Here is a 26338-nt window from a genome sequence, read left to right as displayed (position 1 = left end):
TACAAAGTGGGCGCAATAAGCGCCTTTTTTTACGTCTAAAATTTTGGGGAAACGTATGAGTGATAACACTCAATATCTAGAAGCAAGTGCAACACTTGTATCAAAAGCAGCACCAGCGATGTATGCAGGAGGTGGAGCTTCTGCAGTTGCATTACTTATGTCAATTGATTGGCTTGCAGTCATTGGTGTTGTACTTGCTATTGCTGGTTTTATTGCAAACCAACGTTACCAGCGCAAGAAGAATAAGCGTGAGGAATTTGAGTCACAAGCTCGAATGAAGCGTGATCAAGAAATCCACGAGCTTAAATTGAAAAAGCTAAAGGAGAAAAACTGTAATGTCAAAGACTAAGTATTGGGTAACAGGATTAGCAGCTTCGGCTGCTTTTTTTATAGGCCTAGAAAAGTATGAGGGGTTTAGCCCTAAAGCATATTTAGATAGTGGCAAGGTCGCAACTATTGGTATTGGCTCAACTGTTTATGAGAATGGCCAAAAGGTGAAAATGACCGATAAGCCAATCAGCAAGGAACGTGCGGTCGAGATTTCTAAGGCTCATGTCTCCAAAGATGAGGTTAAGTTTCGCAAGTCACTAGAAGGCGTAAAGCTTAGCCAAGTTGAATATGATGTTTATCTAGATTTTGCTTATAACTTTGGCATGGGAAATTGGCAGTCATCTTCAATGTTGCGTCAATTAAAAGCAGGGCAGCATGTTCAAGCATGTCAGTCATTGCTTAAATGGAAGTTTGTGGCCAAAAAAGATTGCTCAGTGCGTTCAAACAATTGTTGGGGTGTATGGGTGAGACAATTAGATCGGCATGATAAGTGTATGGGTGCTCAATGAACTTATATTTGATTTGGAAATACAAATACTGGATCGCAATTGCGGTCCTTTCTTTTATCTGCTTGGGGCAATTGGCTTACACCAATCATTTAGCCGGTAAAGTTAAAAAAGCTGAAATCCAATGTCAGCAAAAGATTCAGAAGCTTAAAGATGATCAACAAAAAGAGTTAGTCAAAGCACAAGATAAGGTAAACCAAGCAAGTACTGACTATGAAAAACTTAAATCAGAACAGCGAGTCAAAAATGAAGTGGTTATTAAAGAAGTGCAAAAAATCATTGATCGGCCTGTGTATCGGAATATCTGTATTGACGATGACGGGGTGCGTCAGCTCAACAGCCTTATCTCCAAAAATACCAGCTAATCTACTTGCACCTTGTCCTGATCTACAACAACTAGAATCAGGGCAGGGTAGCGTATTAATTCTGTGGTCGCTTGATACAGTGATCAAATACAATGAATGTCAGGCGAAACATGGTGCGATTGTGGAAGCCCTCAGGTGAGGGCTTTATGGATGACTAAAAGTCTTGGAACTCTTCATTGTTACAGGATTGAAAATTTTTTGGCCACTCAGCAATTGTTCTGCATAACAATCTAAATTGTTCAGGGGCATCGACATTGACTTTAATAATCTGAATTTTAATATCAACACCACACTTATTTAGATTTCGTAGATCTTCAGTTAAATAGCGAGGGTAATAACCAATCATCGTATGTTCTGAGTTTTCTAATAAAAGAACAGCATGAGGATCATTTACATTATCATCTTCAAATTTATAATCAATTTGATATCCATCTTTGAGTTGAGCAATCTTATTCTTCTGCTCATCTGATAGGTAGCGAATACCACTAACAAAAAAGGTACTAATATATTGACCATTAGAATTCTCTGGAAGACTTATGACACGATAATTATCAGTAGCTTTTTCACCACCTGAAATAGCTAAAAGTTCTAAATAATTTGATTGAGTATCTAAGTCACACCATTGAAATAGTGCTTCGTGTTCTGGTCTGCTTTCTGGAGGGATCCTATTTTTAAGGAAATTGAAAAGCTCATTAGACTCATATTTTTTGGATTTATCCGCCATTTTTACGAATGGTTGAAATCGAGGGTTTTTTGCTCCAATAGTATAGTTAAGCAAGTAAGTACCTGAATTGGTTAAGTTAATTTTAGCTACTGTGTGCCACATTCTCCCACTATAAGATGAATCTTGCCAAAGAATATAAACAGTTTTCATTAAAAGTTACTCAGAATTAGGGGTGTTCAATGAATCAGGGATTACTAGACTAGCTATGATAGCTTGCTTATTACATTTAATCATCTCAAATGCGAATTTTTTAGATATTTCGCTCATTAATTCACTAGGTATATTCCAGATAATTTCTTCAATTGCGTTATCATTAATTTCTGATAGACGATGTATCCATGCTTCATAAGCGCAAGGGTAGAATTTACCAAAAGTATTAAAAGCCTCCAATACTTTAAGTCTTGAAGTCTTTTCGTTATTTAAATAAAACCAAGATTTAGCACGAGATGTGAAATTGGCAACAGATCTACCCTTATCCGAGGTAAGTAACCGCTCTTTTTTTTCACTATCCTTAAGATTCTTACCCAAACTGGCTCCATGATCAAATGATATAGCTAGGTGCCTTTTTCCATCTACTCTTTGAATCAACCCCCAGTTTTCGTTATGTCTATCTTGATTAGAAATCAAAGCATCGAGCATTAAATAGCCAGTAAAATATTCCCCAGCAGATTTTATGTTTTCTAATGAGTTAAAATCCATAGGCTTTCTCTTAATAAGATGTTCCATAATAATAAATACACGAGTTATTCTTTGATGGACTTGTTCATTGTTGGAATCTAAATATAGTTTTTCGAGTAGCTCTTTTCCTGAGACTAAAAATTCTCCTTTATTTTTGGAGATAAAATTTTTAGAAATAACTCCCCTCAATCCTTTATAATCAGCTAATTCATAGTGAGCATGTGGAATATGTAAGAGTTTAGCGATTTCACATGCAATTTTTTCTGAACAGTCCTCCCCAATTCGAAGATGGCTCACACCCTCTTTTGTCACCTGGATAGACTTAAAAAGGTAAGTTTCATTTTGTTCTATATACCAAAATTTATCTTTTGTTCCTTGAGACTCAATATTATCTTGATTAATATGAGATATATCAACAATTGGATATGTATTATTTATTGCCATGAAAGTGAAATTTAATAGGTTTGATTTGTCTCTAATATATCAATAAATAGAAAGGTATTACATTTGATTATGGGTTAAATATATTACATAAAACAACATATGAAATTTCAAAGCAACTCGATACAGCCAAAAGCCGTATGTCCACAGCTCCCAAAGAAACCATCATTAAGTACACCAATACCAGCTCAGACATACTCCAGGAGTGCGTCGCTGAATATCGAACGATGGCAGAAGCGGCTGATGGACACGCAGTTGATGTCGGGCGATTGAGTGATGGGTGGCCCTCTGAGTGAGGGCAGTGTTCTGCAATTACCTTCTAAAAGAATTTGTGTAATTTAGCTGTATATTGACAGGCTCATTATCGGAGACTAACCTCTCGCTTAAGTTTTTGAAGTAAATCATTATAATAAGTTGTTTCAAACTTTATTTTTGCACTTGGTGCTAACACTCTATGAGTTTTAATACTCTCCAAATCTCCATTACTAGCACAGGTGTACATATTTGATATGTGGTAAGCAAAGCTTGGAAAGTTGAATGCTCTATTCTCCTCTTTAATCAACGTTGATCCTGAAACAGCCTCATATATATCGATCTTTTCATATAATATTACAAGCAACTTATCTAACTGTATTTTGTATTCTTCTTTTTGTTGCTGAGAGTTTTTTGCACTGTACAGCCTATCTTCTACAAACTTGCCGGATATTTGAGGGGTTTCTTCTTTCAGGAAGTAACTATCTAGGTGGTAATTTGCTTCAAAATAATTATTATCTATATGGGTCTTTAGTTTGATTAAAGCGATAAGGGCCTGCTTAGTAATTTCATGCCTTTGAACATCCTTCCAATCAGTATAAAGATAAAGAGCCACCACAGCTGCAGCCAATGTAGCAAATGCAGAAAGATAATCGCCATCCATGCCAAACCATTTCTTCACAAGAATAGAGATTGATAGGCATGCTAAAAATAACCCAATAATGATGAAAGGTTTAATCCAATGATCTTTTATCAGCTTTAAAATTTTATCCATTTAATTGGCAAACCTTTTCAATATTAGCACTCCAATCCTCTTCAAAATTTCTTCGCTTACCTTTCTCAAAATAGATCCGGTTTTTGATTAGGCTTTTAGCATCTTCTGATAACACGACATTTTCAATTAAGTTCATAGCTTTTCGCAAGTCATCAAAAGAGACCTGTACATAGGCATCAGTTACATCATGGTTATTATCATCCATGGTGTGATTGATTAGTCTTTTGATTGTGTAGCTACCTATGGCCAAGCTGTTGGCAATAGTACTAAATGTTCGACGCAAATCATGAAAGGTAAACTGGATGCCAGACTTTTCTATAATTTTCTCTCTAGCAATTCGCCGATCTACAATATGTGTGTCAGCAAACTTACCAGGGAAGACATACTTGGACCCTTCAGAGCGCAATTTTCGTGACTTTAGAATATTCCAAAGTACTTCACCAACTGGCAAAGTTAGATCTTCACCATTTTTAGTATCTGTGACTGTTATAGCACCATACTTTAAATCAACATTGGCCCACTCGATACGCTCAGCTTCTTCTCTACGAAACCCAGTCAAAGCAATTAAGATTAAATAATCCTGATTGGTATAGGCATGCTTATTGTCATTTTGCTGACCTTCCCAATGAGTGGTTGTCACATGGAAAGACCAGTCATGTTGTTGATCTGATCGAATATAGTTACGTCTGCGTTTAATTTTATTGAGTGATTTCGTTTCGGTGATGATCTTAGCTGGATTTTCGCTAGTCAAAACCTTTTGATCATTATCACCAAGATAATTATCGGAACAGAAATTAAAAACAGCGTGTAAAAATTTGATTGCTATATTGGCCCTAGATTGGCTGTGCTCTGATAGTTCATAGAATTTATCTTGAACCATCTTCTTGGTGATATCTGAAAGTTTGGTATCTTCCCAATCATTGAAGTACTTACTTACACACAATTCATATGCAACAAGCGATGCTTCAGACAATTTCTTTTTAGATTTATAGAAGTCATATGCTTCACGAAGTGTGGGTATTTGTTTATTTAGTGCAATATTGTTTTTAATGTCGTTTGATTTTTCTTTTTTGATTGTATTGGGGTTAATGCCTTTAGAGATCATTAATAAATATTCTCTAGCAGCCTCTCTTGCTTGAGCAACAGTCCAGACCCCATGTTGACCGATAGTAACTCGACAGGTGACACCACCAGGTAGTTTTTTTTCGACAATATAACTTTTGACTTTTGTTACACGCAGGGCAAATCCTACTAGTTCAGCATCTTTATAAAAAACTTGTTTTTCTGGTGAAAAATCCAAATTATCAACGAATGTTTTAGTTAATTTAAATCGCTCAACTGACATGTGTATTTTCTTTGCAATACGTTAATAAGCAATAATAAGAAATAGTTAGATATAAAGCTAGTGGCTACACAGTGGCTACATGGTGATTTTAGTTTGATATATGAATGATATTTAAGGTTTGTATTTGTTGTAAGTTGTTGTTTTTAATCTAAAATAAAGTCTCCAGAGATGCCGCTGCATGTCGTTACCCTTGAACCCTTAAAGTTCAAGGTGGACGTGACGCATACTTGCTGGGTTTCCTACACAAGGCAGGCATACGCTCTAAATATGCAGAACACATCCTAAGATGTAGATATCGGCTCAGGGGAATTCGACCGGCTGGCAAACATCCTAGAGTGGTTTACAGTATAACTAAACTATGTAAATTGGCAAATGCTGAAATTCACTTTTTCTACAAATAAATGGTCGTAGATAAATTGTTTGGACAAAGAAAAAGCGGTATTAAACCGCTTTGTTAATTTCTTCGATCATACTACTGAGCAGACGTTCGCAGTGTGAATATTGCTGTAAGGTTTTATTTAAAGATAAAACCTCTTGCATTAATTCAAGAGCAACCAAAATGACTAATTTATTGTGTTCCATATTGGGTGCTTTGCGACGAAACTCTTGAAACTTTTCATTCAGTTGTTGACCTGCACGTTCAAGATCAGCTTGCTGATCTACGGTTGTGGAGAGGCGAAAACTTTGTTCGATGAGTCGTAATTCTAAAGCCACTACATCAGACATGATTAAATTTCCTCATGCAGTTCTGTTGGGTGAGCAAGTTGTTGAATTTCTTGCGCATGTTGATCTTGTTCAGTACCAAGTGTTGCTAAACGCTGAATAATCGCTTCAACTTTAACCTTTGCATGATCATTTTTTTGGATTAAACGTCCACGCTCAGCTTGAAGCTCTTCAATTTGCTGGTGAGTTTTTTTCTGATCACCCAACATCTTTTCTTTGACCGCACGTAACTCATTACGTTCAGTGAGAATCTCCTGAAAGCGGTTTTTCAGATCAGTACAACTTTTTTCCAAACGGCCATAGCGTTCAGCCAAAGCGGTAGCGTCGGTATTGAGTTGTTTAAATTCTGATTTAGCTTGCGAGAGTTGATGATTTAACTGATCAATTTGCAGTTGCTTCTGCTTTATACTTTCGTCTTTTTGAGAAATTTGCTCACGAAATTGCGCCTCGCTGTTGGCTTGCGTTTGCTGCAGCGAAGCATTTTCATTTTCAACTTTCTCAAGGCGTTTGTTTAAAGCATCTAGATGCGTTTTTAAACGCTGTAATTGTTCTAACATAAGATGGTCGCACAGAGTCGCAATCAAAGGTAATATATAACGCAGTATAGAGATTGGATAAACGAATGCAAGACGATATTTCAGGTTGGTCAACGTGGAACGCATTTTTTCAGGGTATTGAAGAAATTTCTAGCCCAAGTGAGCTACATGGTTTGCTTACAGGTATAGTTTGTGTAACACAAGCACCTAGCCGCGATGAATGGTTACAAATCATGGACACGTTAAATGTACCTGAATTAGACCAAGAGGCATTAGCAGTATTATCTGATGAAGCAGAAGATGTTGCCCATGCATTAAGTGAGGACGAGCTTGATTATTTACCCATGCTACCTGATGACGAACATGGTCTGGAGGAGCGAGTACAAGCTTTGGCAGACTGGTGTGCTGGGGTTGTGTTGGGCTTTGGTTTAGCTTCTGGACATTTGCGTAGTGATGAGCGTGACCTCATAGAGCATTTACAAGAAGTTGCGGCTGTCGAATTTGAGGCAAGCGATGATGATGAAGAAGGTGAGATGAGTTATCAGGAGCTATTTGAGTTCGTGCGCCTAATTCCTGTCTCATTGGCGATGGGGCGTAAAAAGATTGAAGTTACAGAGAGTAGTCTGTTAAAACATTATCAGCAAAAGTTACATAAGCGTTCAGTACAGACAGACTCAGTGGTTGAGATGTTTACTCCACATCGTCCGAGCTAAGGCCATGTCATGTACAGTGTGTTAATTTTACACTGTTTTGTATTAAGCTTTTAGTTTTGATCCCCATGCAGTCATTTTCCCATGCGTAAATTTGGCTGCATCTTTATTCTATTGGAACAGATTGGCACCTTATGAAAATAGCTCAAACAGAATTTAAGCAGCGTCGTGATCAACTTGCACAAACAATGGGGCCGAATAGTGTTGCGATTATCGCGACTAGTCCGGTGGCGATGCGTAATCGGGATGCTGACTACAAATATCGTGCAGATAGTAGTTTTTATTATCTAACCGGATTTGCAGAACCTGAAGCAGTTGCAGTCATTGAGACGGGTGAAGATCCGAGCAATTATCTGTATAGCTTATTTTGCCGTGAGCGTGATCCCGAAATGGAAATCTGGAATGGTTATCGCGCAGGAATAGATGGGGCTATAGACGATTATGATGCCGATGAAGCTTATGCAATTGATCTGCTTGATGAAGAAATCCTAAGTAAAATCACACATAGTGATAATTTTTATTATCGCATCGGTCAGAACTCGCAGTTTGAAGCTCGTATTACATCTTGGCTTGGTAAATTAGCACAGAGTCGTCAATTTAAAGTTCCAATGCAAATTAAGTCATTAGATTGTATTGTCGATGAAATGCGTCTAATTAAATCTGCCACTGAAATTGAGATGATGCAGATTGCTGCAGATATTAGTGCCAAAGCTCATGTACGTGCTATGCAATGTGTACATCCTGGCATGATGGAATATGCTTTAGAGGCTGAAATAAATTATATCTTTGGCCAAAAAGGTTGTGTACCTGCATATGGCAGTATTGTTGGTGGTGGTGCAAACGGATGTATTTTACATTATGTTGAAAATGATCAAGAGCTTAAAGATGGTGATTTGGTCTTAATTGATGCTGGTTGTGAATATCAATTTTATGCAGGTGATATTAGCCGTACTTTCCCCGTCAATGGTCGTTTTAGTCCGCAACAAAAAGCACTATATCAAGTTGTACTTGATGCACAGTTAGCCGCAATTGAACAAATACAGGTGGGTGTGTCATATAAACAACCTCATTATGCAGCAGTTCAAGTTTTGGTGAGTGGGTTGGTAGCGTTAGGGCTACTAAAAGGTGAGGTTGAAGAGCTTATTAATACCGAAGCGTATCACCGTTTTTATATGCACGGCACAGGCCATTGGCTCGGGATGGATGTTCATGATGTCGGTGAATATCAAATTGATGCTGCACCACGACAGTTTGAGGCAGGTATGGTGATTACTGTTGAGCCGGGTTTGTATATCGCTCCTGATGATATGACGGTTGACGAGCAATGGCGCGGCATAGGTATTCGCATTGAGGACGATGTGCTAGTGACGGCTCAAGGACCTCATGTTTTAACTGCAAATGTAGTGAAAAGTATTGATGATATTGAACAATTAATGGCTAAAGCTCAAGCATAGATATTAGAGAACGTATTGAGACTAAATTAGCGTTTAAAGAAAATGTAATTAGATAATTAAAGCATTCATTATCAGTGTATTGGCTAGAGCTTAGTCAATGAGGAGTAGAAATGGTACAGCAACAAGTGGTGATTGTTGGTGGGGGAATGGTTGGTTTAAGTTTGTCACTGATGTTGGCAAAGGCCAATATACAGGTCAAATTAATTGAGGCAATTCAATACCCTGACGAACAACAAGCTGCACAGTTACCTTATCACTCAAGTTTTGATGCACGTAACACGGCATTGTCACGTCGTAGTGTTGAAATATATCAAAAACTTGGACTTTGGGATGCTTTACAACAGCATGCAACACCAATTCTACAAGTTCATATTACGGAACAAGGTGGTTTTGGTAAAGCTCGCTTAGTGGCAGAGCAAGAAAAAGTCGAAAGTTTTGGACAAGTAATTGAAAATGCATGGTTAGGGCGTGTATTACTGAGTCAGGTTCGTGCCGAACCACTAATTGAATTAATTGACGCTGCAAAAGTTACTGATCTTGAACAAGATGATCAACAAGTAAGATTAAATTATAGCCGAGATGGTCAACAACACCAGTTGTCCACTTCATTATTGATTGCTGCTGATGGACGTGATTCTTATTGTCGACAGGCTTTAGGCGTGGCTGTAGATGTGCATGATTATGATCAAGTTGCGATTGTAACGAGTGTTGAAACATCAAAGCCACATCAACATGTCGGATTTGAACGTTTTAGCGCCTTAGGACCCTTGGCATTACTTCCTTTACCCGGTGATTATCGTCGCTCTGTGGTATGGCCTGTTAAAAAGGGTACGGAACATGAGTGGTTGGGTGATGAAAACGATCAACACTTCTTGGATGCTTTACAGCAAACTTATGCTGACCGAGCAGGCAAATTTATACGAACAGGTAAACGGTTTTGTTTTCCGTTATCACAGGTTTTAGCTGAGCGTCAGGCAATTGGACGTGTTGTTTTAATGGGTAATGCAGCACATACGATTCATCCAGTGGCTGGTCAGGGCTTTAATTTGTGCATGCGTGATGCCTATGTATTAGTGCGTTATATTACTGAGCAGATTGCGCAGGGCCAAAATATAGGTGAGCCTGAGATGCTTAAGAACTATGAGCAAGCACGTTTGAGTGATCAACGTCGTGTAATTAAATTCTGTGATACGGTAGTCCGTGGTTTTAGCACCACAAATCCAGCACTTAAATTATTGCGTAATACTGGATTGTTGGCATTTGATTTAATTCCTGGCATTAAACCACTTATTGCCAACTATGCCATGGGATTAAAATCATGAGTGAAGTTCTAGATGTCGTTATTGTTGGTGGTGGCCTTGTCGGTGGTTTAACTGCTTTACTTTTAGCGCAGGGTGGAGTTCAGGCAACGGTTCTAGATGTTGCACCTGTACTTGATTCTGAACAAGTATTAAATACGCCTAATCCTCGGGTATTGGCACTTAGCCAAGCAACTTTACACTTACTGGAAACAGCAGGTGTTTGGCAGAAAATTCAACGTTATATGCCGTATAGTGGTATGCAAGTTTGGAATAGCGATGGTTATGGAGATATTCATTTCGGTCAAGCCTGTACAGAAACACCAACATTGGCTAAAAGTTTGGGGGCGATGGTTGAGCCAAGTATCCTAAATTTGGCAATTCAACAACGTATGTTTGAACAGTTACAAGACTATAGAACAGAAGTTAAAGTGGTGGCTGTTGAACAAACTGTTAAAGGATGGCGTTTAACCTTAGCTGATGGCCGCAGTATTGAGACCAAGTTGTTAATTGGTGCAGATGGTGCTCAATCTTTTATACGTGATCAGGCGATGATTGAGCTTGATGTCCTCGATTACCAACAAGCAGGGGTAAGCTGTGCAATTCGTACAAGTCAGCCCCATGAGCATGTAGCACGTCAGATTTTCTTAGCAACAGGGCCATTGGCATTTTTACCAATGGCAAGCTTAGATGATGAGCAAAATGGTTTTTGGCAATCCATTGTATGGACTTTAGCTGATGACTATGCAGATGAATACTGTCAGTTGGATGATCAGGCATTTTGTCAGTTACTCACTCGTGAAAGCCAACATATGTTGGGAGAAGTGTTAGAAGTAACGCCTCGAGCTAAATTTCCTTTAAAAGCGCGTGCAGCAAAACATTATGTTCGTGCAGGTTTGGCTTTAGTCGGTGATGCTGCGCATGTGATTCATCCTTTAGCTGGTCAAGGTGTGAATATAGGTTGTTTGGATGCAGCGGTTTTATGCGATGTATTACTAAACGACTTAAAACGGGGTGTTTGGGCGCATGAACAAAGCTTAAAGCGCTATGAGCATCGTCGCAAAGGGCAAAATGATGCCATGATGCACAGTATGTCTGCGATTGGTTGGCTGGAGCGACAAGCATTTTTTCCATTGATTTGGGCAAGGAATTTTGGTTTAAAGCAGGTCGACAACCGTCCGATATTGAAAGAAGTTTTTATGAATAATGCGAATGGTTTATCTACGCTAGCCGCGACCCGTTATGCTAAAGTTGATGCCTTGTGATATTTTTTAGCCACCTGTTTAACTTTTATTACCAATTGGGTTAAAAAAAATACGTTTTTATTGTAATTAACTCTAGTCTAAAGCCAAAGAGCTTGCTACATTTCTCGCTAAATCCTAGGCCCTTAGGGTAGGGGTGAAGTCATTGATGGGGAGTTTGGAATGACGGATATAAATGACTATGCCGAGAACGAAGATCAGGCAGTAGATGAAGATGAAGCGCAAGCAGCTGAAAAGGGTGCGGCTGATAACGAGCCGGCGCTTTCAGATGCAGATTTAGCAGAAGCAGAGACCTTATCTGTTACGGCTAAAAATAAGCAACGTCAAACTTTAGAAGATGAAGTTGCTGCATTTTTAGCGCGTGGTGGTAAGATCACTGAGGTACCACCTGATGAATCTGCTTATGATTAGTTGAAATCGTAAAATCAGATTTAAATCAGCAGTATTGTTATGATTAACACTCAGCTGTTTAGCATAAAGCATCACAATAAGTGATGCTTTATGCTTTTTATGTAAATTAATTATCTGTATCAGCTTGGGATTGGCTTAACTCAAGTGCACGTTGATATGCTACTTTCTTTTTTATACCTGTTAAATCTGCAGCAAGTTGTGAAGCTGCTTTAACTGATAAGTCTTGTAGTAAGCGTGATAAAAGTTGATCAAGTGCCTGTTGTTCTTGATTGAGTTCTGATGTGGCTGTTGCCCCCCCAACGACTAAAACAATTTCACCTTTTTCTTGGTTGTGATCTTGTTCGATAAATTCTACGAGCTGTTGTAGCGTCATTTTCTTAATGGTTTCAAACGTCTTAGTAATTTCTCGTGCGAAACCAACTGGTCGATTTGCTCCAAATACCTCACACATATCTTTTACACAGGCCAAAATACGATGTGGCGCTTCATAGAAAATAAGTGTTTGACTTTCATCTTTTATTTTTTCGAGTTGTGCTAAACGCTGGGTTGATTTTGAAGCAAGAAAACCAACAAAACTAAAACGATCACTAGGTAGGCCAACACTACTTAAGGCAGCAATTGCAGCACAAGCACCTGGAATAGGGGTAACACGAATATTATTTTCTTGAGCTGCACGTACAAGTTTAAAGCCAGGATCACTAATTAATGGAGTACCTGCATCACTGACAAGGGCTATGTCTTCCCCATTTTTAAGTTTTTCAATGAGTGAATGAATTACATGGCTCTCATTATGATCATGGCATGCAGTGAGTGGAGTCGTGATATTAAAATGCTTTAGAAGTTGAATCGACTTACGTGTATCTTCGGCTGCAATAACGGTAACATTTTTCAAAACTTCAACCGCACGAAAAGTCATATCATCCAAGTGCCCAATTGGGGTCGCCACGACAAAAAGTTGAGCACTCATAGAGAATTCTCCAAAAATAAAAAAGAAAGGAACGGGAATAAGTAGGGCTATTTTACGTTGGTTAAGCTTCAAGTGTGCAAATAAGCACAGCTATTCTACCTGAATCAAGCGACTTGGCGGGAGCTTCTTCAAACAAACCTACAGAATGTGCTGTATGAGCGATGTGTAAGGAAATTAAATCGGGAGGTTTTAGTGAGGCTTGGACAATGGGCTGAATTAGAGGCCATGCAGCATTTGAAAATAGCGGGTTATGAGCTGGTCGCAAATAATTACCATAGTCGTTATGGGGAAATAGATATAATTGCTTTAAAACATCGACAACTGGTTTTTGTGGAAGTGAGGGCACGTGCAGTCAGTCAATATGCCAATGCTGTTGAAAGTATTACTTTGGTTAAACAAGTAAAAATTATTAAAACAGCCCTGTTATATTTGCAAGACCAGCCTAGACTGTTAGAGTATGACCTACGCTTTGATGTTATCTGTTTTGATTTTTATCGAAAAATTGCAAAAAATGTACAGTATGATTTCTCGAAACTTTCGTATGATTGGCAGTGGATTGAAAATGCATTTCATGTCGATATAAATTTGATTAATTTGTAATTATGCATCTGTCATTGAACAGATTGTTTTAAAAAATATCAGTAGGAGTTTTTCAGCGTGTTAAAACCGATCGTCATCACATTGTTGTGCGCTGTAAGTCTAGCAGGATGTACAAGCTTAATTTCAGGCGGAACTGGGTCTACGCCTGTGGGGACGGAGAGTGGTGTTCGCTCTTTGGGGCAGGTATTTATTGATTCATCTATTGAACGTACAGCCAAAATCAATCTATTAAAATTGGATAACCGTTTTAAAAAATCACGTGTAAATATTAATAGTTTTCATAGTAATGTCTTATTGACAGGGCAAGTGCCTGATGAGCATTTGAAAAAATTAGCAGAAGAAAATTTACGTGCAATGAGTGACGTAAAGAGTGTGCATAACTATCTTACTGTTGGCGAACAAATTGGTTATAACACAATCATGCAAGATTCAGCAGTTACTGCAAATACGCGTGGTTTATTAATGAGAGCCCCAGTTATTTCAGATAGTAAGGTGCTTGTACATACTGAAAATGCTGTTCTGTATGTAATGGGCAAGTTAAATAATGCTGAAGTTACCGATTTAAACGATGTGCTCTCTAAAGTAGGTAACATAACTAAAATCGTGACATTAATTGATAATACTCAGCAAAATAGCGCTGTTCGTGGTGCTGAAGTGAGTACTGTGCCACTCAGCAGTGAACAAACTCCAGTTGCGATAGAACCGAATGCATCAGAGCAGCAGAATTCGAATGTTCAGCAGTAAGTACTCAAATTTAAAACAGTTTGTGCAGCAGAATAGTCAATATATTAAACAAAGACTAAATGATTTTAGAGTGTATGACTTGGCAAGTCATGCACTTGATCGCTGTACTTCTCGGCAAGGTTATCGTCGAGTTGAAAACATTGCTTATGGTTTAAAAGCTCGTCATCGTTTAGATCTTTATCTTTCAGAAAAACAACGGTTTTCTACTCGTCCTTTGGTCATTTTTGTATATGGCGGGGCTTGGCTGCGTGGAGATAAGTCACATTACCGATTTGTAGGTGAGGCTTTAACCAGTTGTGGCTATGATGTTGCTATCATAAATTACCAACATGCACCGCAACACCAGTTTCCAAGTTATGTTCATGATGTGGCATTAGCACTACAGTTTTTAAATATGCAGCAAGAGAAATATGGCATTTCAACTGCTCAAACTGCATTGATGGGGCATTCTGCTGGTGCATTTAATATTGTTTCGCTATTGCATCATCCAACCGTTATAGACAATAGCTATATTGATACTGTACGTGCAGTAATTGGTATAGCTGGACCTTATCATTTTGATTATGTGGGTGATCCGATTGCAGCAGATGCATTTGATCAGAACATACCCTATCAACAAGTGATGCCTTATTATTTTGTTCGGCCACACAATGCTCGACATTATTTGTTTTTGGCAGCTAAAGATACCGTCGTAATGCCAAGTAATAGCTATGATTTGCATCAAAAGCTGTTAGATCAAGGAAACCATAGTGAGTTGACGGTTATACCTCGGACGAATCATGTTTCTGTGATGGGAAGCTTTGCAAGTATTTTTAGTCGTTTTTTTAGTACCAAAGCACAAGTTATAAAAGCTTTGGATGAGTCTTTTCAAGATTTACTCATCCAAAAATCATAGGTCTTATTCAGTCACTATACCGTTAATCGGATGGTCATGAATAACATGATGAATCATTCTATAAGCGATACTGCCTGCAATTGGAATTTCAGGCAGTTGGTCGAATTTAAAGAATTTTGCATCGCTAATTTCTTCTTCTTGTAAAACCAAATCACCAGAATGATACTCTGCCTTGAAAGCAAGCATAAGATTACTTGGAAAAGGCCAAGGTTGGCTGGCAAGATATTCAATGTTTTTAACGTGTATACCCACTTCTTCAAGTGTTTCACGTTGTACAGCATCTTCTAAGGTTTCACCAACCTCAACAAAACCAGCAATTAAGCCATACATCTGACTTTTGCTATTGGCATTTTTTGCTAATAAGATTTCATCTGTACCGCGTGTAATGACTGTAATAATACAAGGCTGTACACGTGGATATTGTCGATAAGAACAGTCAGGGCAAACCATGGCATATTCAGTAGGATGTACCTGTGTTTCACTGCCGCAGTGGCTACAATATCTGTGATTACGTCGCCATTCAAGTAATTGGACAGCACGACTGGCTTGTTCAAATTCAGCAGTGGACCAAACACTAATGAGCTGGCGGATAGAGATTAATTGATAACCTTCAGGGATGTGATCATCTGGATTTAAGTCACGGGCTATCACTTGATCACCTGCCTGAAAACACAGATCGTTATCTAATTTTTCTACTTTGGGGAGTTGGAAATTGGCATCTACCAAAAGCTGATCATGATGAAAGATATAGGCAAGGGATAGTTCGGACATAAGAAATAACCACTGTAGAGGAGATTGAGAGCACTTATCTAATACCATCTTCAGGCAAGGTAAAACAAGCAGTAATGCATAAAAAAATGCGTTATAAAACGCATTTTAAAATTAAGGTTTATTGAATAAATTAAACTTTAGCAAAAATACACGGTTCTCCATTTTTTTCTTGGTATTGTTGCATCCATTGTTCATGAGCTGCCAGTTCTTCTGCTGAAGGTATAATGATAGGTAAATTAAGTTGAGTTGTTTGAAACTCAATATGCTGCGTATTATGTTCTGTATGTTGTGATAGGGCATCAATATTGAGTGAGACCTGACCACCAGTCATGGCTAAATAAACATCAGATAAAATTTCAGCATCGAGTAAAGCGCCGTGGAAAGTACGATCACGCTGTACAATTTCATAACGTCTCACCAGTGCATCAAGTGAGTTCTTTTGACCTGGATGTTTATTTTTTGCTAAGGCGAGGGTATCAACAACACTACAGACCTCAGAGAGTGCAGGTAAACCACAGCGAGTAAACTCCATATCAAGGAAGTTCATATCAAAGCTCGCATTGTGAGCAATGATTTCACTACCTTTTAAATAATCAAAAAGTATGTTGGCAATTTCATGATATTCGGGTTTATCTACAAGAAATTCATCTGTAATACCATGCACATTGACTGAATCGCCAACTGGTTTTTTGGGATTAATATAAATATGTATAGAATTACCCGTTAATTTACGGTTGATCATTTCAATTGCACCAACTTCAATAATACGGTCGCCATCTGAATAGTAAAATCCAGTGGTTTCTGTATCAAGGATAAGCTGACGCGGCCCGTGTAGCTCACGCGTTGTTGGCGTAATAACAATATGAGGATGAGCAGTAACTGAACTCACTGAAGTATCTACATTAGTATTTGTATCTTCATGGAGGGGAGCATTAAATTCTGCTTCTGCTTCTGCTTCTGCTTCTGCTTCTGCTTCTGCTTCTGCTTCTGCTTCGTTTGATATTAAATCAAAGCCAAAAGGGTCATCGAGCAACCAATCTGTTTCAGATTTTTTTTTTGTATTGTCATCGTTACTCTTTAGGCTAGCAAGTGTTTGATCTGCGCCACGGTTAGCCAATTGGTCTGCTTTTTCATTGCCTTCATTGCCTGCATGACCTTTTACCCAATTCCATTCTATATCACGGCCTTGACAGATTTGATCGAGTTTTTTCCATAAGTCTGGATTTTTAACATCTTTCCAGTTTTTCTTTTTCCACCCCTCAATCCACTCTGTAATGCCTCGTTTTACATAGTTTGAGTCGGTCCAGATAATGAGCTTATCTGTTGGTGAGCAAAATGCAATTCCTTCAATGGCCGCAGTTAATTCCATACGGTTATTGGTTGTATCGGCTTCACCACCACATAGTTCATGTGTTTTATCCGTAGTAATGATATAAGCACCCCATCCCCCTAAACCTGGGTTACCACGGCAGGCGCCGTCGACATAGAGTGTGATTGTTTGTGTCATAACTTAAACCAACGAAATGTGAAAATGCAGTTGAACATTGGGGGGTAAGAATTTATTGTATATGCAATCTTGGGGTTTCTGCGATAAATCTCCAAAAAATTTAATTTCTTGTAACATTTGTAATCATTTTGAATGAAATAATAGCCTTGTAGATACACACTGCTTCACTAAAATGGCTGCGATAAAACAATTTTACTGTGTTGTTGTCTGGAACTTTATATGTCAAAACCTAGTAGTACAGCGTGGAAAACCACCACATCCACAATTTTTAAACTTTCAATCCTAACATCTGCGCTTGCAGCTTTAGGTTTAACCGGATGTGCTTCTACTCAAAGTTCCAGTACAGTCGCTCGTACCCAACCAAGTGGAATGCTCGATGCAAATAGTCTAGATTCACTTGAAGATTTACTTTCCGCAACGGATATGCGTGCTGTGGAAGGTGATCGCCTTTTAATTTTGAAACATGGTGATGTGTGGAAACGCATGACTGTGGGTTTCAAAATGGATTTAAATCATTGGGACCCACGAATTGAAGCACAACGAGGTTGGTTCGCATCACGTCAACCTTATTTAGAACGACTCAGTGCTCGTGCTTCGCGCTATCTTTATCATACAGTTAAAGAAGCTGAACGCCGTGGTATGCCAACTGAATTAGCATTACTTCCTATTATTGAAAGCTCTTATGACCCGGCAGCAACAAGTAGTGCAGCAGCGGCAGGTATGTGGCAGTTTATTCCAAGTACTGGGCGTATTTATGGTTTAAAACAAAGTGGTGCCTATGATGGTCGTCGTGATGTGGTTGAATCTACACGTGCCGCATATGAGTTTTTAGGTAGTTTATATAATCAGTTTGGTTCATGGGAATTGGCTTTAGCTGCTTATAATGCTGGCCCTGGACGTATTCAACAAGCCATCAACCGTAACCAAGCTGCAGGTTTGCCTACCGATTATTGGTCATTAAAATTACCACAAGAGACCATGAATTATGTACCACGTTTCTTGGCAGTAGCACAGATTGTTAAAAGTCCAAATCAGTATGGAGTGAGTTTACCTCCTATTGCAAACCGTCCACACTTTAGAGAAATTTCAGTTCCTGCTGGTGCGCAACTTAACCAGATTGCGAGCATCACGGGGTTGAGCCGTGGTGAACTTTATGCTTTGAACCCAGGTCATCGAGGTGAAGCAGTGGATGCATCTAGTCCAATGCGTATTTTGATTCCTGCAGATTTGAGCCCAAGCATTGATAAAAAATTAAAAACATTATCAGGTTCTGATTATAGCGGAGGTAGTTATTGGGCAAGTAATAACAGTACGCCTTCATCACCTGTGTCTGCACCTACGACTATGCCAAGTGGCACGGTAACTCATTCTGTTACTACACGAGCACCAGGCAGCTCTGTAACAACAAGCAGTAACCAGTACACTGCGAGTTCAACAAATACGGTGAAAGTGGCTGAGACAGCACCTATCACCACAAGTAAATTAGCTACAACTCCAAAAACAGCAAGTGCTTTAGCGAGCTTTGCTGCGAATGCAGATACACCAAGTGCACCACGTATTCCTGTGGCTGTAACTCAAGCGCCAAACATTAAGCCTGTTGTGACTGAACCACCAATTTCAGCAAAAGAACGTGAACAAATTTTAGCTTCGGTAAAACGAGAAGAAGATAAGGCGGCACTTAGAGAGGCTTTCAACCCTCAAGCAACCGCAGCAGAACGACAAGAAGTGGTTAAAGAGTTGACCGCGATTGCGCCTCAAGGCACTGAGGTTGTTGATCCCTTAGATGGAAAAATTAAGTTAACAGCAATTCAAACAAGCCAGTCGGTAGCAGAGCAACAAGGTAAAGAAGTAAGTGTTGGCTTCTCTTATCCAAAAGGTGTTGCAGATAATACTTCTCCAACTTCAGTTGAAGCCAAGTTAAACAGTGGTAAGGTATTTGAACGTCAGAATGATGATGTAGTGGTTGTACCACCTAAAGGTAAACGTACTACATATAATGTAGTATCAGGTGATACGCTTGCCTTAATTGCGACTAAAAATGGGGTGAACTGGCGTGACGTTGCAAAATGGAATCAGATTGATCCAGAAAGCACACTATATGTCGGAACAACGATTTATCTTTATGACGCCAAACCTGTAGCAGCAGTAACACGTGAGCCTGTAGCAACTAAAAATGAAAAAGTGACGAGCTACGTTGTTAAACCGAATGACAGTTTGACTGGGCTTGCTGAGCAATTTGGTATGAGTATTGCGCAATTGGCAAGTTATAACGGTTTATCAGTGACCAGTAATTTGTTTGTAGGACAAAAGCTTACTTTGGTAGATCCTTTACGTAAGGGGGTGACCGAAACGAATACGGTGAAAGAACAACAACGTAGTGTTCGTAAGGAAAGCCAAATTAAGACCAAGACTTATGTGGTGAAACGCGGCGAGTATTTAAAGATGATTGCTGATCGTTATGCTATGAGTAATCAAGAGCTTGCAGATTTAAATGAAGATTTAACTGCTGGCAGTCAGTTGATGGTTGGACAAAAAATTCAGGTTCCGTTACAAGAAGTAAATACGAGTACGAAAGAGCCTGTTGAAACCTCTAGATCTGATGCGAAGACAGTTGTTCGAAATACAAAGCTAGATCATATCAAGACTGAAAACTATAAAGTACGTTCAGGTGAAACATTGTCTAGTGTTGCCGTTGCTTCGGGTATGAGCTTGAATGATTTAGCCAGCTTAAATCAAATCCCTGTACATAAACCATTATTAGTAGGTCAGACCTTAAAGGTGCCAGCTGGCAGCCAAGCACCTGAATTTCATACAGTTCAAGCAGGGGATAGTTTAACGGCAATTGCTGATAAATATGGTATTCCATTATCTCATCTTGCCAATATTAATAAACTAACCACCAGCTCAGGAGTGCGTGTTGGGCAAAAACTTAAATTGACAGGTGAGCCCGTTGCTGAAACTAAAACAGCACCACGTACAACCACACATGCCGAAGACAAGGTTGTTGAAAAAGTAGCAAGTAAGACCACTGTTTCAACGAAAAACACTGAGAAATATACTGTTAAGCCTGGAGACAGTTTAACCAATCTAGCAAATAAATCTGGTGTTTCGGTACAGGCTTTGGCAGAACTCAATAATATGAATCCTCGTGCTAATCTGCTTCGTGGTCAAATGATTTTACTGCCGAAAACTACGACACAATACAAAGTGAAGAGTGGAGATTCTCTCATTCGTTTGGCGGGTAAATATGGTTTGGAAACACAAGCCTTGGCTGATATGAATGGTATTGAGGCGAACACTAACTTGCGCATTGGCCAAGTAATCACAGTTCCAAACTAACTTGATGGTTTAATTTAACTTTCAAGTATCATAGGTGATTACATGTTTGGTTCAAACTTGCAGTTAGCATGTGTAATCTGTATGGGGCTACTGATTTGTAGCCCCATGACCTATGCTAAGCCACAAACGACAGCATATTTATCGATGTATGGTCATACTCGATATGCACAAGTTCCTTATCTACCTTATGCAAATCCACAGGCACCTAAAGGTGGTCGCCTGATTCGAGCAGAATTATCTACTTTTGATAATCTCAATAGCATGAATGGAAAAGGGAGCTATGCCGATGGAATTGAAAATGTTTTTGATTCTTTGATGAGTCGTTCATTGGATGAACCTGGGGTGATGTATCCGTTATTAGCGGAAAAAGTCACTTTTGATCCAGAACAAAGCGATTATATTATTTTCCATCTTAATCCTCAGGCTCGTTTTAGTAATGGGCAGCCTGTTACTGCTGAGGATGTGAAATTTACTTTTGATACCTATCAGACAAAGGCCAATTATGGTTTGCAAATGTATATTGCAGATTTGGCTAAAACAGAAGTGTTATCTAAGCATCAAGTTAAGATGACTTTTAAAACAAAAAACAATACTGAGATTGCTAGTATAGTTGCTGAACTTGCTATTTATTCTAAGGCAGATTGGCAAAATAAAGATTTTAGCAGAATTACACTGCAACCTATTATTGGTTCTGGGCCATATATTATTGACACTATTGATGCGGGTCGAAGTATTAGCTATAAACGCAACCCTAATTATTGGGGGCGTGATTTAATGGTGAATCGCGGACGTTATAATTTCGATCAAATAAAATATCTTTATTTTCGCAGTACAGACGCTGCTTTTGAGGCATTTAAAGCTGGTCAATACACATTACATAATGAAAAATTCACCAAAAATTGGATGGTCGGATATCAATTTCCAGCAGTGCAGGCTGGGGTAATTAAGAAACAGGCTTTACAAACACATAATCCAACGCCAACTCAAAGCTATGTATTTAATAACCGCCGAGCTCCCTTAAATGATATTTATATGCGTCAAGCACTTAGCTATGCCTATGATTTTGAGTGGCTCAATAAGACGCTTTTTTATGGGCAAACACAACGTTTAAATAGTTATTTTCAAAATAGTGAGTTAGAGGCTAAAGGGCCACCCAGTAAGGCAGAACTTGAAATACTTGAACCTTATTTAGCGCGTTTGCATCCCTTGCAGCGTAAAGGGGTGCTAGAGAGTTGGGCTTATCCTGTATCCGATGGTGGCGGTTTTAATCGTGATAACTTACTCAAAGCACGGCAGATATTACTTCATGCTGGGTATCGTTATAAAAATGGTGTTTTAGTCGATTTAAAGGGTCAACCGATTCGATTTGAATTTCTTATCCATCAACAAAATTTACAACGCAGTATTTTACCCTTTATTCGTAATGTAAAAAAATTAGGGATTCAAATTGATTTACGTTTAGTTGATTTACCACAATATTTAGAAAGGATGCGTAATCACGATTTTGATTTAACCACTTTAGTCATGCCACAGTCTATTAGTCCAGGTAATGAACAAGCACAAATGTGGGGTAGTCAGGCTGCGGATGAGGCAGGGAATTATAATTACGCTGGAATTAAAAATCCTGTTTTAGATGAGTTAATAGCCAAATTAGTTCAAGCACCGAATAGAGAGCAATTGGTACTTTATAGTCGTGTGGTCGATCGAGTCGTTCGAGCAGGATATTATCAACTGATGACTTATAACAATCCTTATAATTGGTATGCCACATGGAATATGTATCAACAGCCAACGCAAAGTCCACTTTTATCAACAGGAATTGATTATTGGTGGGTTGATCCTGAAAAGGCAGAAAAAGTTAGCCATTATTTTAAAGGCAATAAATAATCATCGAGCGCATTTATTTAAATTTGCCTATAGCTTAAAAGGATTAATCAGCCATGAGTAGCTATATTTTTAAACGTTTATTATTAATGATACCAACATTACTTTTAATCTTGGTTATTAACTTTGTTGTTGTGCAATTGGCTCCAGGTGGGCCTGTAGAGCAAGCGATTCAGCGAGCAGAGCAGGGTTTTAATGCAGATGCTTATAGTGGTGCAGAAACAGTAAGCAGCAATAATAGTCATTATCGGGGAGCACGTGGTTTAAGTAATGACATGGTAGAACAAATAAAAAAACAATATGGTTTTGATCAATCCGCAGATCAGCGCTTTTTTTTAATGCTAAAAAACTATCTTACTTTTGACTTTGGTGTGAGTTTTTTTAAAGACAAACCTGTGACTACATTGCTTTGGGAGCGAATGCCTGTAACTGTTTCTTTAGGCTTATGGAGTACTTTACTCATTTATATGATTTCCATTCCTCTAGGCATTAAGAAAGCTAAACAACATGGTTTAATGTTTGATCGTGCTAGTTCTTTAATTTTAGCTGTGGGCTATGCAATTCCTGCCTTTGTTTTTTCGATTGTGCTGATTATGTTGTTTGCAGGTGGCTCATATTGGCAGTGGTTTCCTCTACAAGGTTTAGTTTCGGATGATTTTTCTAGTTTAAGTTTGATTGATAAGATTCGAGATTATTTTTGGCATCTGATTTTACCACTTCTGTCTATTGTATTGGGCGGCTTTGCAGGCTTAACCTATTTAACTAAATACGCTTTTATGGAAGAGTTAGGTAAACAATATGTACTTGCTGCCCGAGCTAAGGGACTTTCTGACTCAAAAGTGCTTTATGGTCATGTTTTTCGTAATGCAATGTTGATTGTGATAGCGGGTTTACCAGAGGCATTAATTGGTATTTTTTTGATGGGAAATTTATTTATCGAGATTGTTTTTAATCTTGATGGTATTGGCTTGTTAGGTTTTGAAGCCATACAACAGCGTGATTATCCAGTGATTTTTGGAACCTTATATATTTATACCCTATTAGGGTTAGCCTTACGCTTAATAAGTGATATTTTGTATCAATGGATTGATCCTCGTATTGATTTTTCTGCACGAGGAGGTGATTAATGTCGCCATTAATGCAAGCGAGATTAGAACGCTTTAAACAACATCGTATAGGATATTTTAGCTTTATCTTGTTTAGTGTAATTTTGTTTTTGAGCACTTTTGCTGAGTTCATAGCAAATGATAAACCTCTGATTGTAAGATATCAGCAGTCTTATTATTTTCCTGTTTTTAAGACTTATCCTGAAACGACTTTTGGCGGAGTGTTTGAGACAGAGGCTGACTATCAAGACCCTGTCGTACAACAACTTATCGAACAGCAAGGTTGGGCTATCTGGCCAATCATCCCATTTTCAGCTCAGACCAGTAATTATGCTCTGCAAGTCCCATTTCCCTCTCCACCCAGCCATGAAAACTGGTTAGGTACTGACGATCAAGGCCGTGATGTCTTTGCGCGTTTGCTTTATGGTTTACGTGTATCTCTAATATTTGGATTTGCTCTTACTATTTGTTCGGCAGTTTTAGGTATATTTGTTGGTGCAATACAGGGTTATTATGGTGGATGGATTGATTTACTCGGCCAGCGTCTACTTGAGGTCTGGGGGGGATTACCTATGTTATTTATGGTAATGATCTTGGTCAGTATGTTTAATCCAAGTGTGTATTGGCTCTTTTTAATCATGTTGTTTTTTGGCTGGACAAGTTTAGTTGGCTTGGTGCGTGCAGAGTTTCTACGTGCACGTAATTTTGACTATGTTCGTGCCGCACAGGCATTGGGCATACCTGAATATCAAATTATTTTTCGGCATATTTTACCAAATGCCATGAGTTCTAGTTTGTCACAGTTACCTTTTATGTTAACCGCTAATATTACCGCATTAACAACATTAGATTTTTTAGGCTATGGTTTGCCACCAGGTGCGGCATCTTTGGGAGAGTTACTATTACAAGGTAAGAATAACTTGAATGCACCTTGGTTGGTTTTGTCAGGCTTCTTCTGCTTGGCAATTGTATTGGCTATGCTGATTTATATTGGGGAGGCGGCTCGCGATGCTTTCGATCCAAGACAACACTAATACACCTACGCTTTATTTATCATTAGATCATTTACAGATTAAATCGGCCGAAAAAACATTAGTACATGATTTAAGTTTTAAACTGCATGCTGGAGAGACACTGGCTATTGTTGGTGAAAGTGGTTCTGGTAAGTCGGTGAGTTGTCTTGCTTTGTTTGGATTATTAGCGAAAAATTTGCAGTTACAGGGGCAAGTGTATTTTCATCGACAAGCTCATTTGGCTTCACAGGATTTATCCTCACAAGTGGGTACAGTAGATCGTCAGATACGTGTACGCAGAATTGCAATGATTTTTCAGGAGCCGATGACTGCGCTAAATCCCTTACATCGTGTTGAGAAAATCTTAGCTGAGTCATTGCGTCTTGTGGGATGCACTAATAAAGATGAAATTAAACAACGTAGCTTAGTGTTGCTAAATGAAGTCGGTCTTGAACAGGCTGAGGATAAACTTTCACGTTTTCCACATGAACTATCTGGCGGACAGCGCCAACGGGTGATGATTGCAGCTGCTTTAGCACTAGAGCCAGATATTTTAATTGCAGATGAACCTACTACAGCATTAGATGTGACTTTACAGGCACAGATTTTAGATTTATTACAGCGCTTGCAGCAACAACATCAAATGGCAATGGTTTTAATTAGTCATGATTTACAGCTTGTCAGACGTTATGCTGATCAGGTTATTGTGATGCAACAAGGGCAAGTGATTGAACAAGGCGCAGTACAAACTATTTTTGAACATGCTCAGCATGATTACACCCGTGTGTTATTAGAGCATGATTTTGGCGAGTGCGAAGCAGAGCCAGATCAAGCGAGTCTTTTATTAGATATCAAACAATTGAGTGTCCGCTATCCTATTCGTGCTGGGGTATTCAATCGAGTAAAAGCGTGGCATACAGCTGTAGAAGCCCTAAACTTATCATTAAATGTAGCGCAGAGTATTGGGATTGTCGGTGAGAGCGGTTCTGGTAAAAGTTCATTTGCATTGGCTGTAGCACGTTTGATTCAGAGTCAGGGTGAAATTATTTTTTCTGGCCATGACTTAAATCATTTGACTGCCCAGCAATTGGCACCGATGCGTCAAAGCTTTCAAATTGTTTTTCAAGATCCTTTGAGTAGTCTTAACCCTCGAATGAGTGTGGCTGAGATTATTGCTGAGGGGCTACAGCGGCAACACAGTGATCGGCATCGAGTACAAGCTAAGGTTGACCATGTTTTACAGCAGGTCGAACTCACAACCGCATTTAAGCATCGCTATCCTCATGAATTGTCTGGTGGACAAAGACAACGTGTAGCTTTAGCTCGCGCATTAATTTTGCAACCAAAGTTATTAATTTTAGATGAGCCTACCTCAGCATTAGACCGTACTACACAGCGGGCAATTGTTCGCTTACTGAGAAAACTACAGACAAAATATCAAATGAGTTACTTGTTTATCAGTCATGATTTACATGTTGTACGTGCTTTATGTCATCAGGTTATGGTATTAAAAAATGGTCAAGTTGTTGAATTTAAAGAAACTTCAGAGCTGTTTCAACATGCTGAACACGCGTATACACAACAACTTATTGCTGCTAGTCAATATGAAGAAATCAATGCATCTATAAATTGACAAAACAAATTGTCAAATTTACACTCGATTGGATGAAACACAAAATCGTATCTTGCTATTCAAAAATGC

At 38.8% G+C, this 26338-nt stretch carries 25 protein-coding genes, 1 other RNA gene and 1 pseudogene; 17 read left to right on the top strand and 10 right to left on the bottom strand.

All coding sequences use genetic code 11. From position 1 onward, the window contains the following. The first annotated feature begins 55 nt into the window (after positions 1-55). The 3 genes from RFH42_RS03045 to RFH42_RS03035 are packed head-to-tail and all read left to right on the top strand — an operon-like array spanning position 56 to position 1201. Entirely contained in the window at positions 56-349 is a 294-nt protein-coding gene (locus RFH42_RS03045; RefSeq protein ID WP_308974076.1) for a holin, read from the top strand. Then, positions 336-839: a lysozyme gene (locus tag RFH42_RS03040; RefSeq protein ID WP_308974075.1), complete on the top strand. Its 504-nt coding sequence runs from the start codon at positions 336-338 to the stop codon at positions 837-839. The genes RFH42_RS03045 and RFH42_RS03040 overlap by 14 nt, the downstream gene beginning before the upstream one ends. Further along, positions 836-1201, top strand: a complete 366-nt coding sequence (locus tag RFH42_RS03035; protein WP_308974074.1) for a hypothetical protein — start codon at positions 836-838, stop codon at positions 1199-1201. Before RFH42_RS03040 ends, RFH42_RS03035 begins: the two co-directional genes overlap by 4 nt. 154 nt (positions 1202-1355) lie before the next feature. On the opposite strand, the gene RFH42_RS03030 is transcribed toward RFH42_RS03035, so the two are convergent. Both RFH42_RS03030 and RFH42_RS03025 read right to left on the bottom strand, forming a co-directional pair. Beyond that, positions 1356-2075 (bottom strand): HIRAN domain-containing protein, encoded by a 720-nt coding sequence (locus RFH42_RS03030; protein WP_308974073.1) that lies wholly within the window; start codon positions 2073-2075, stop codon positions 1356-1358. A gap of 6 nt (positions 2076-2081) precedes the next feature. Beyond that, positions 2082-3047 carry a hypothetical protein gene (locus RFH42_RS03025; protein WP_308974072.1) on the bottom strand — a complete coding sequence of 322 codons (966 nt, stop codon included), beginning with the start codon at positions 3045-3047 and terminating at the stop codon, positions 2082-2084. Positions 3048-3151: 104 nt separating this feature from the next. On the opposite strand from RFH42_RS03025, the pseudogene RFH42_RS03020 reads away from it, so the two are divergent. After that, positions 3152-3340: pseudogene (locus RFH42_RS03020) on the top strand (hypothetical protein); the annotation flags it as partial. Positions 3341-3405: 65 nt separating this feature from the next. Here the strand turns inward: RFH42_RS03020 and RFH42_RS03015 are convergent. The 5 genes from RFH42_RS03015 to RFH42_RS02995 all read right to left on the bottom strand — a co-directional run bounded on the left by RFH42_RS03015 (position 3406) and on the right by RFH42_RS02995 (position 6696). Then, positions 3406-4071, bottom strand: a complete 666-nt coding sequence (locus RFH42_RS03015; RefSeq protein ID WP_308974071.1) for a hypothetical protein — start codon at positions 4069-4071, stop codon at positions 3406-3408. Next, positions 4064-5416, bottom strand: a complete 1353-nt coding sequence (locus tag RFH42_RS03010; protein ID WP_308974070.1) for an integrase family protein — start codon at positions 5414-5416, stop codon at positions 4064-4066. Before RFH42_RS03010 ends, RFH42_RS03015 begins: the two co-directional genes overlap by 8 nt. Before the next feature lie 155 nt (positions 5417-5571). Further along, a non-coding RNA gene (gene ssrS / locus RFH42_RS03005) (6S RNA) lies at positions 5572-5756 on the bottom strand. A gap of 101 nt (positions 5757-5857) precedes the next feature. After that, positions 5858-6142, bottom strand: a complete 285-nt coding sequence (locus tag RFH42_RS03000; protein ID WP_308974069.1) for a cell division protein ZapA — start codon at positions 6140-6142, stop codon at positions 5858-5860. A gap of 2 nt (positions 6143-6144) precedes the next feature. Beyond that, the gene (locus tag RFH42_RS02995) at positions 6145-6696 is read right to left on the bottom strand and encodes a hypothetical protein (protein WP_308974266.1); all 552 of its coding nucleotides are present in this window, start codon (positions 6694-6696) and stop codon (positions 6145-6147) included. Between the two features lie 65 nt (positions 6697-6761). On the opposite strand from RFH42_RS02995, the gene RFH42_RS02990 reads away from it, so the two are divergent. The 5 genes from RFH42_RS02990 to RFH42_RS02970 all read left to right on the top strand — a co-directional run bounded on the left by RFH42_RS02990 (position 6762) and on the right by RFH42_RS02970 (position 11810). Next, positions 6762-7388, top strand: a complete 627-nt coding sequence (locus tag RFH42_RS02990; RefSeq protein ID WP_308974068.1) for a UPF0149 family protein — start codon at positions 6762-6764, stop codon at positions 7386-7388. Positions 7389-7519: 131 nt separating this feature from the next. Next, positions 7520-8839, top strand: a complete 1320-nt coding sequence (gene pepP, locus RFH42_RS02985; protein ID WP_308974067.1) for a Xaa-Pro aminopeptidase — start codon at positions 7520-7522, stop codon at positions 8837-8839. A 110-nt stretch (positions 8840-8949) separates the two neighbouring features. Further along, complete coding sequence (ubiH, locus tag RFH42_RS02980; RefSeq protein WP_308974066.1) at positions 8950-10161, top strand: 2-octaprenyl-6-methoxyphenyl hydroxylase; 1212 nt, start codon at positions 8950-8952, stop codon at positions 10159-10161. Beyond that, entirely contained in the window at positions 10158-11402 is a 1245-nt protein-coding gene (locus RFH42_RS02975) for an FAD-dependent monooxygenase (protein ID WP_308974065.1), read from the top strand. The genes ubiH and RFH42_RS02975 overlap by 4 nt, the downstream gene beginning before the upstream one ends. Before the next feature lie 159 nt (positions 11403-11561). Then, complete coding sequence (locus RFH42_RS02970; protein WP_308974064.1) at positions 11562-11810, top strand: hypothetical protein; 249 nt, start codon at positions 11562-11564, stop codon at positions 11808-11810. Between the two features lie 106 nt (positions 11811-11916). On the opposite strand, the gene rsmI is transcribed toward RFH42_RS02970, so the two are convergent. Next, positions 11917-12777, bottom strand: a complete 861-nt coding sequence (gene rsmI, locus RFH42_RS02965) for a 16S rRNA (cytidine(1402)-2'-O)-methyltransferase (RefSeq protein WP_308974063.1) — start codon at positions 12775-12777, stop codon at positions 11917-11919. Between the two features lie 192 nt (positions 12778-12969). Here rsmI and RFH42_RS02960 point away from each other — a divergent pair, with 192 nt between their 5' ends. From RFH42_RS02960 to RFH42_RS02950, 3 genes are read left to right on the top strand one after another with little or no spacing between them, the layout of a single operon-like run. Continuing rightward, positions 12970-13377, top strand: coding sequence for a YraN family protein (locus RFH42_RS02960; RefSeq protein ID WP_308974062.1), 408 nt, complete (start codon positions 12970-12972; stop codon positions 13375-13377). Positions 13378-13434: 57 nt separating this feature from the next. After that, positions 13435-14121 (top strand): BON domain-containing protein, encoded by a 687-nt coding sequence (locus RFH42_RS02955; protein ID WP_308974061.1) that lies wholly within the window; start codon positions 13435-13437, stop codon positions 14119-14121. Then, a complete protein-coding gene (locus RFH42_RS02950) occupies positions 14108-15016 on the top strand; it encodes an alpha/beta hydrolase (RefSeq protein WP_308974060.1) in 909 nt (302 codons plus the stop codon). Before RFH42_RS02955 ends, RFH42_RS02950 begins: the two co-directional genes overlap by 14 nt. A gap of 3 nt (positions 15017-15019) precedes the next feature. Here RFH42_RS02950 and nudC read toward each other — a convergent pair whose 3' ends face one another. Together nudC and dnaQ are read right to left on the bottom strand one after the other, a co-directional pair. Then, the gene (gene nudC, locus RFH42_RS02945) at positions 15020-15787 is read right to left on the bottom strand and encodes an NAD(+) diphosphatase (protein WP_308974059.1); all 768 of its coding nucleotides are present in this window, start codon (positions 15785-15787) and stop codon (positions 15020-15022) included. Between the two features lie 130 nt (positions 15788-15917). Beyond that, on the bottom strand, positions 15918-17294 hold the full coding sequence (gene dnaQ / locus RFH42_RS02940; RefSeq protein WP_308974057.1) for a DNA polymerase III subunit epsilon: 1377 nt from the start codon (positions 17292-17294) through the stop codon (positions 15918-15920). A gap of 219 nt (positions 17295-17513) precedes the next feature. Between dnaQ and RFH42_RS02935 the strand changes: the two genes are divergently transcribed. From RFH42_RS02935 to RFH42_RS02915, 5 genes are read left to right on the top strand one after another with little or no spacing between them, the layout of a single operon-like run. Then, positions 17514-20633: a LysM peptidoglycan-binding domain-containing protein gene (locus RFH42_RS02935; protein WP_308974056.1), complete on the top strand. Its 3120-nt coding sequence runs from the start codon at positions 17514-17516 to the stop codon at positions 20631-20633. A 42-nt stretch (positions 20634-20675) separates the two neighbouring features. Next, positions 20676-22520 (top strand): extracellular solute-binding protein, encoded by a 1845-nt coding sequence (locus tag RFH42_RS02930; RefSeq protein ID WP_374990802.1) that lies wholly within the window; start codon positions 20676-20678, stop codon positions 22518-22520. Between the two features lie 53 nt (positions 22521-22573). Next, positions 22574-23644, top strand: coding sequence for a microcin C ABC transporter permease YejB (gene yejB / locus RFH42_RS02925; protein WP_308974055.1), 1071 nt, complete (start codon positions 22574-22576; stop codon positions 23642-23644). Next, positions 23644-24657 carry an ABC transporter permease gene (locus RFH42_RS02920; RefSeq protein ID WP_308974054.1) on the top strand — a complete coding sequence of 338 codons (1014 nt, stop codon included), beginning with the start codon at positions 23644-23646 and terminating at the stop codon, positions 24655-24657. The genes yejB and RFH42_RS02920 overlap by 1 nt, the downstream gene beginning before the upstream one ends. Continuing rightward, positions 24632-26269 (top strand): dipeptide ABC transporter ATP-binding protein, encoded by a 1638-nt coding sequence (locus RFH42_RS02915; protein WP_308974053.1) that lies wholly within the window; start codon positions 24632-24634, stop codon positions 26267-26269. The genes RFH42_RS02920 and RFH42_RS02915 overlap by 26 nt, the downstream gene beginning before the upstream one ends. The last annotated feature ends 69 nt before the right edge of the window (positions 26270-26338 follow it).

The organism is Acinetobacter rudis (assembly GCF_031157835.1).
GTDB classification, from domain to species: Bacteria; Pseudomonadota; Gammaproteobacteria; order Pseudomonadales; family Moraxellaceae; genus Acinetobacter; species Acinetobacter rudis_A.
This window is presented reverse-complemented; position numbering and strand designations above follow the sequence as displayed.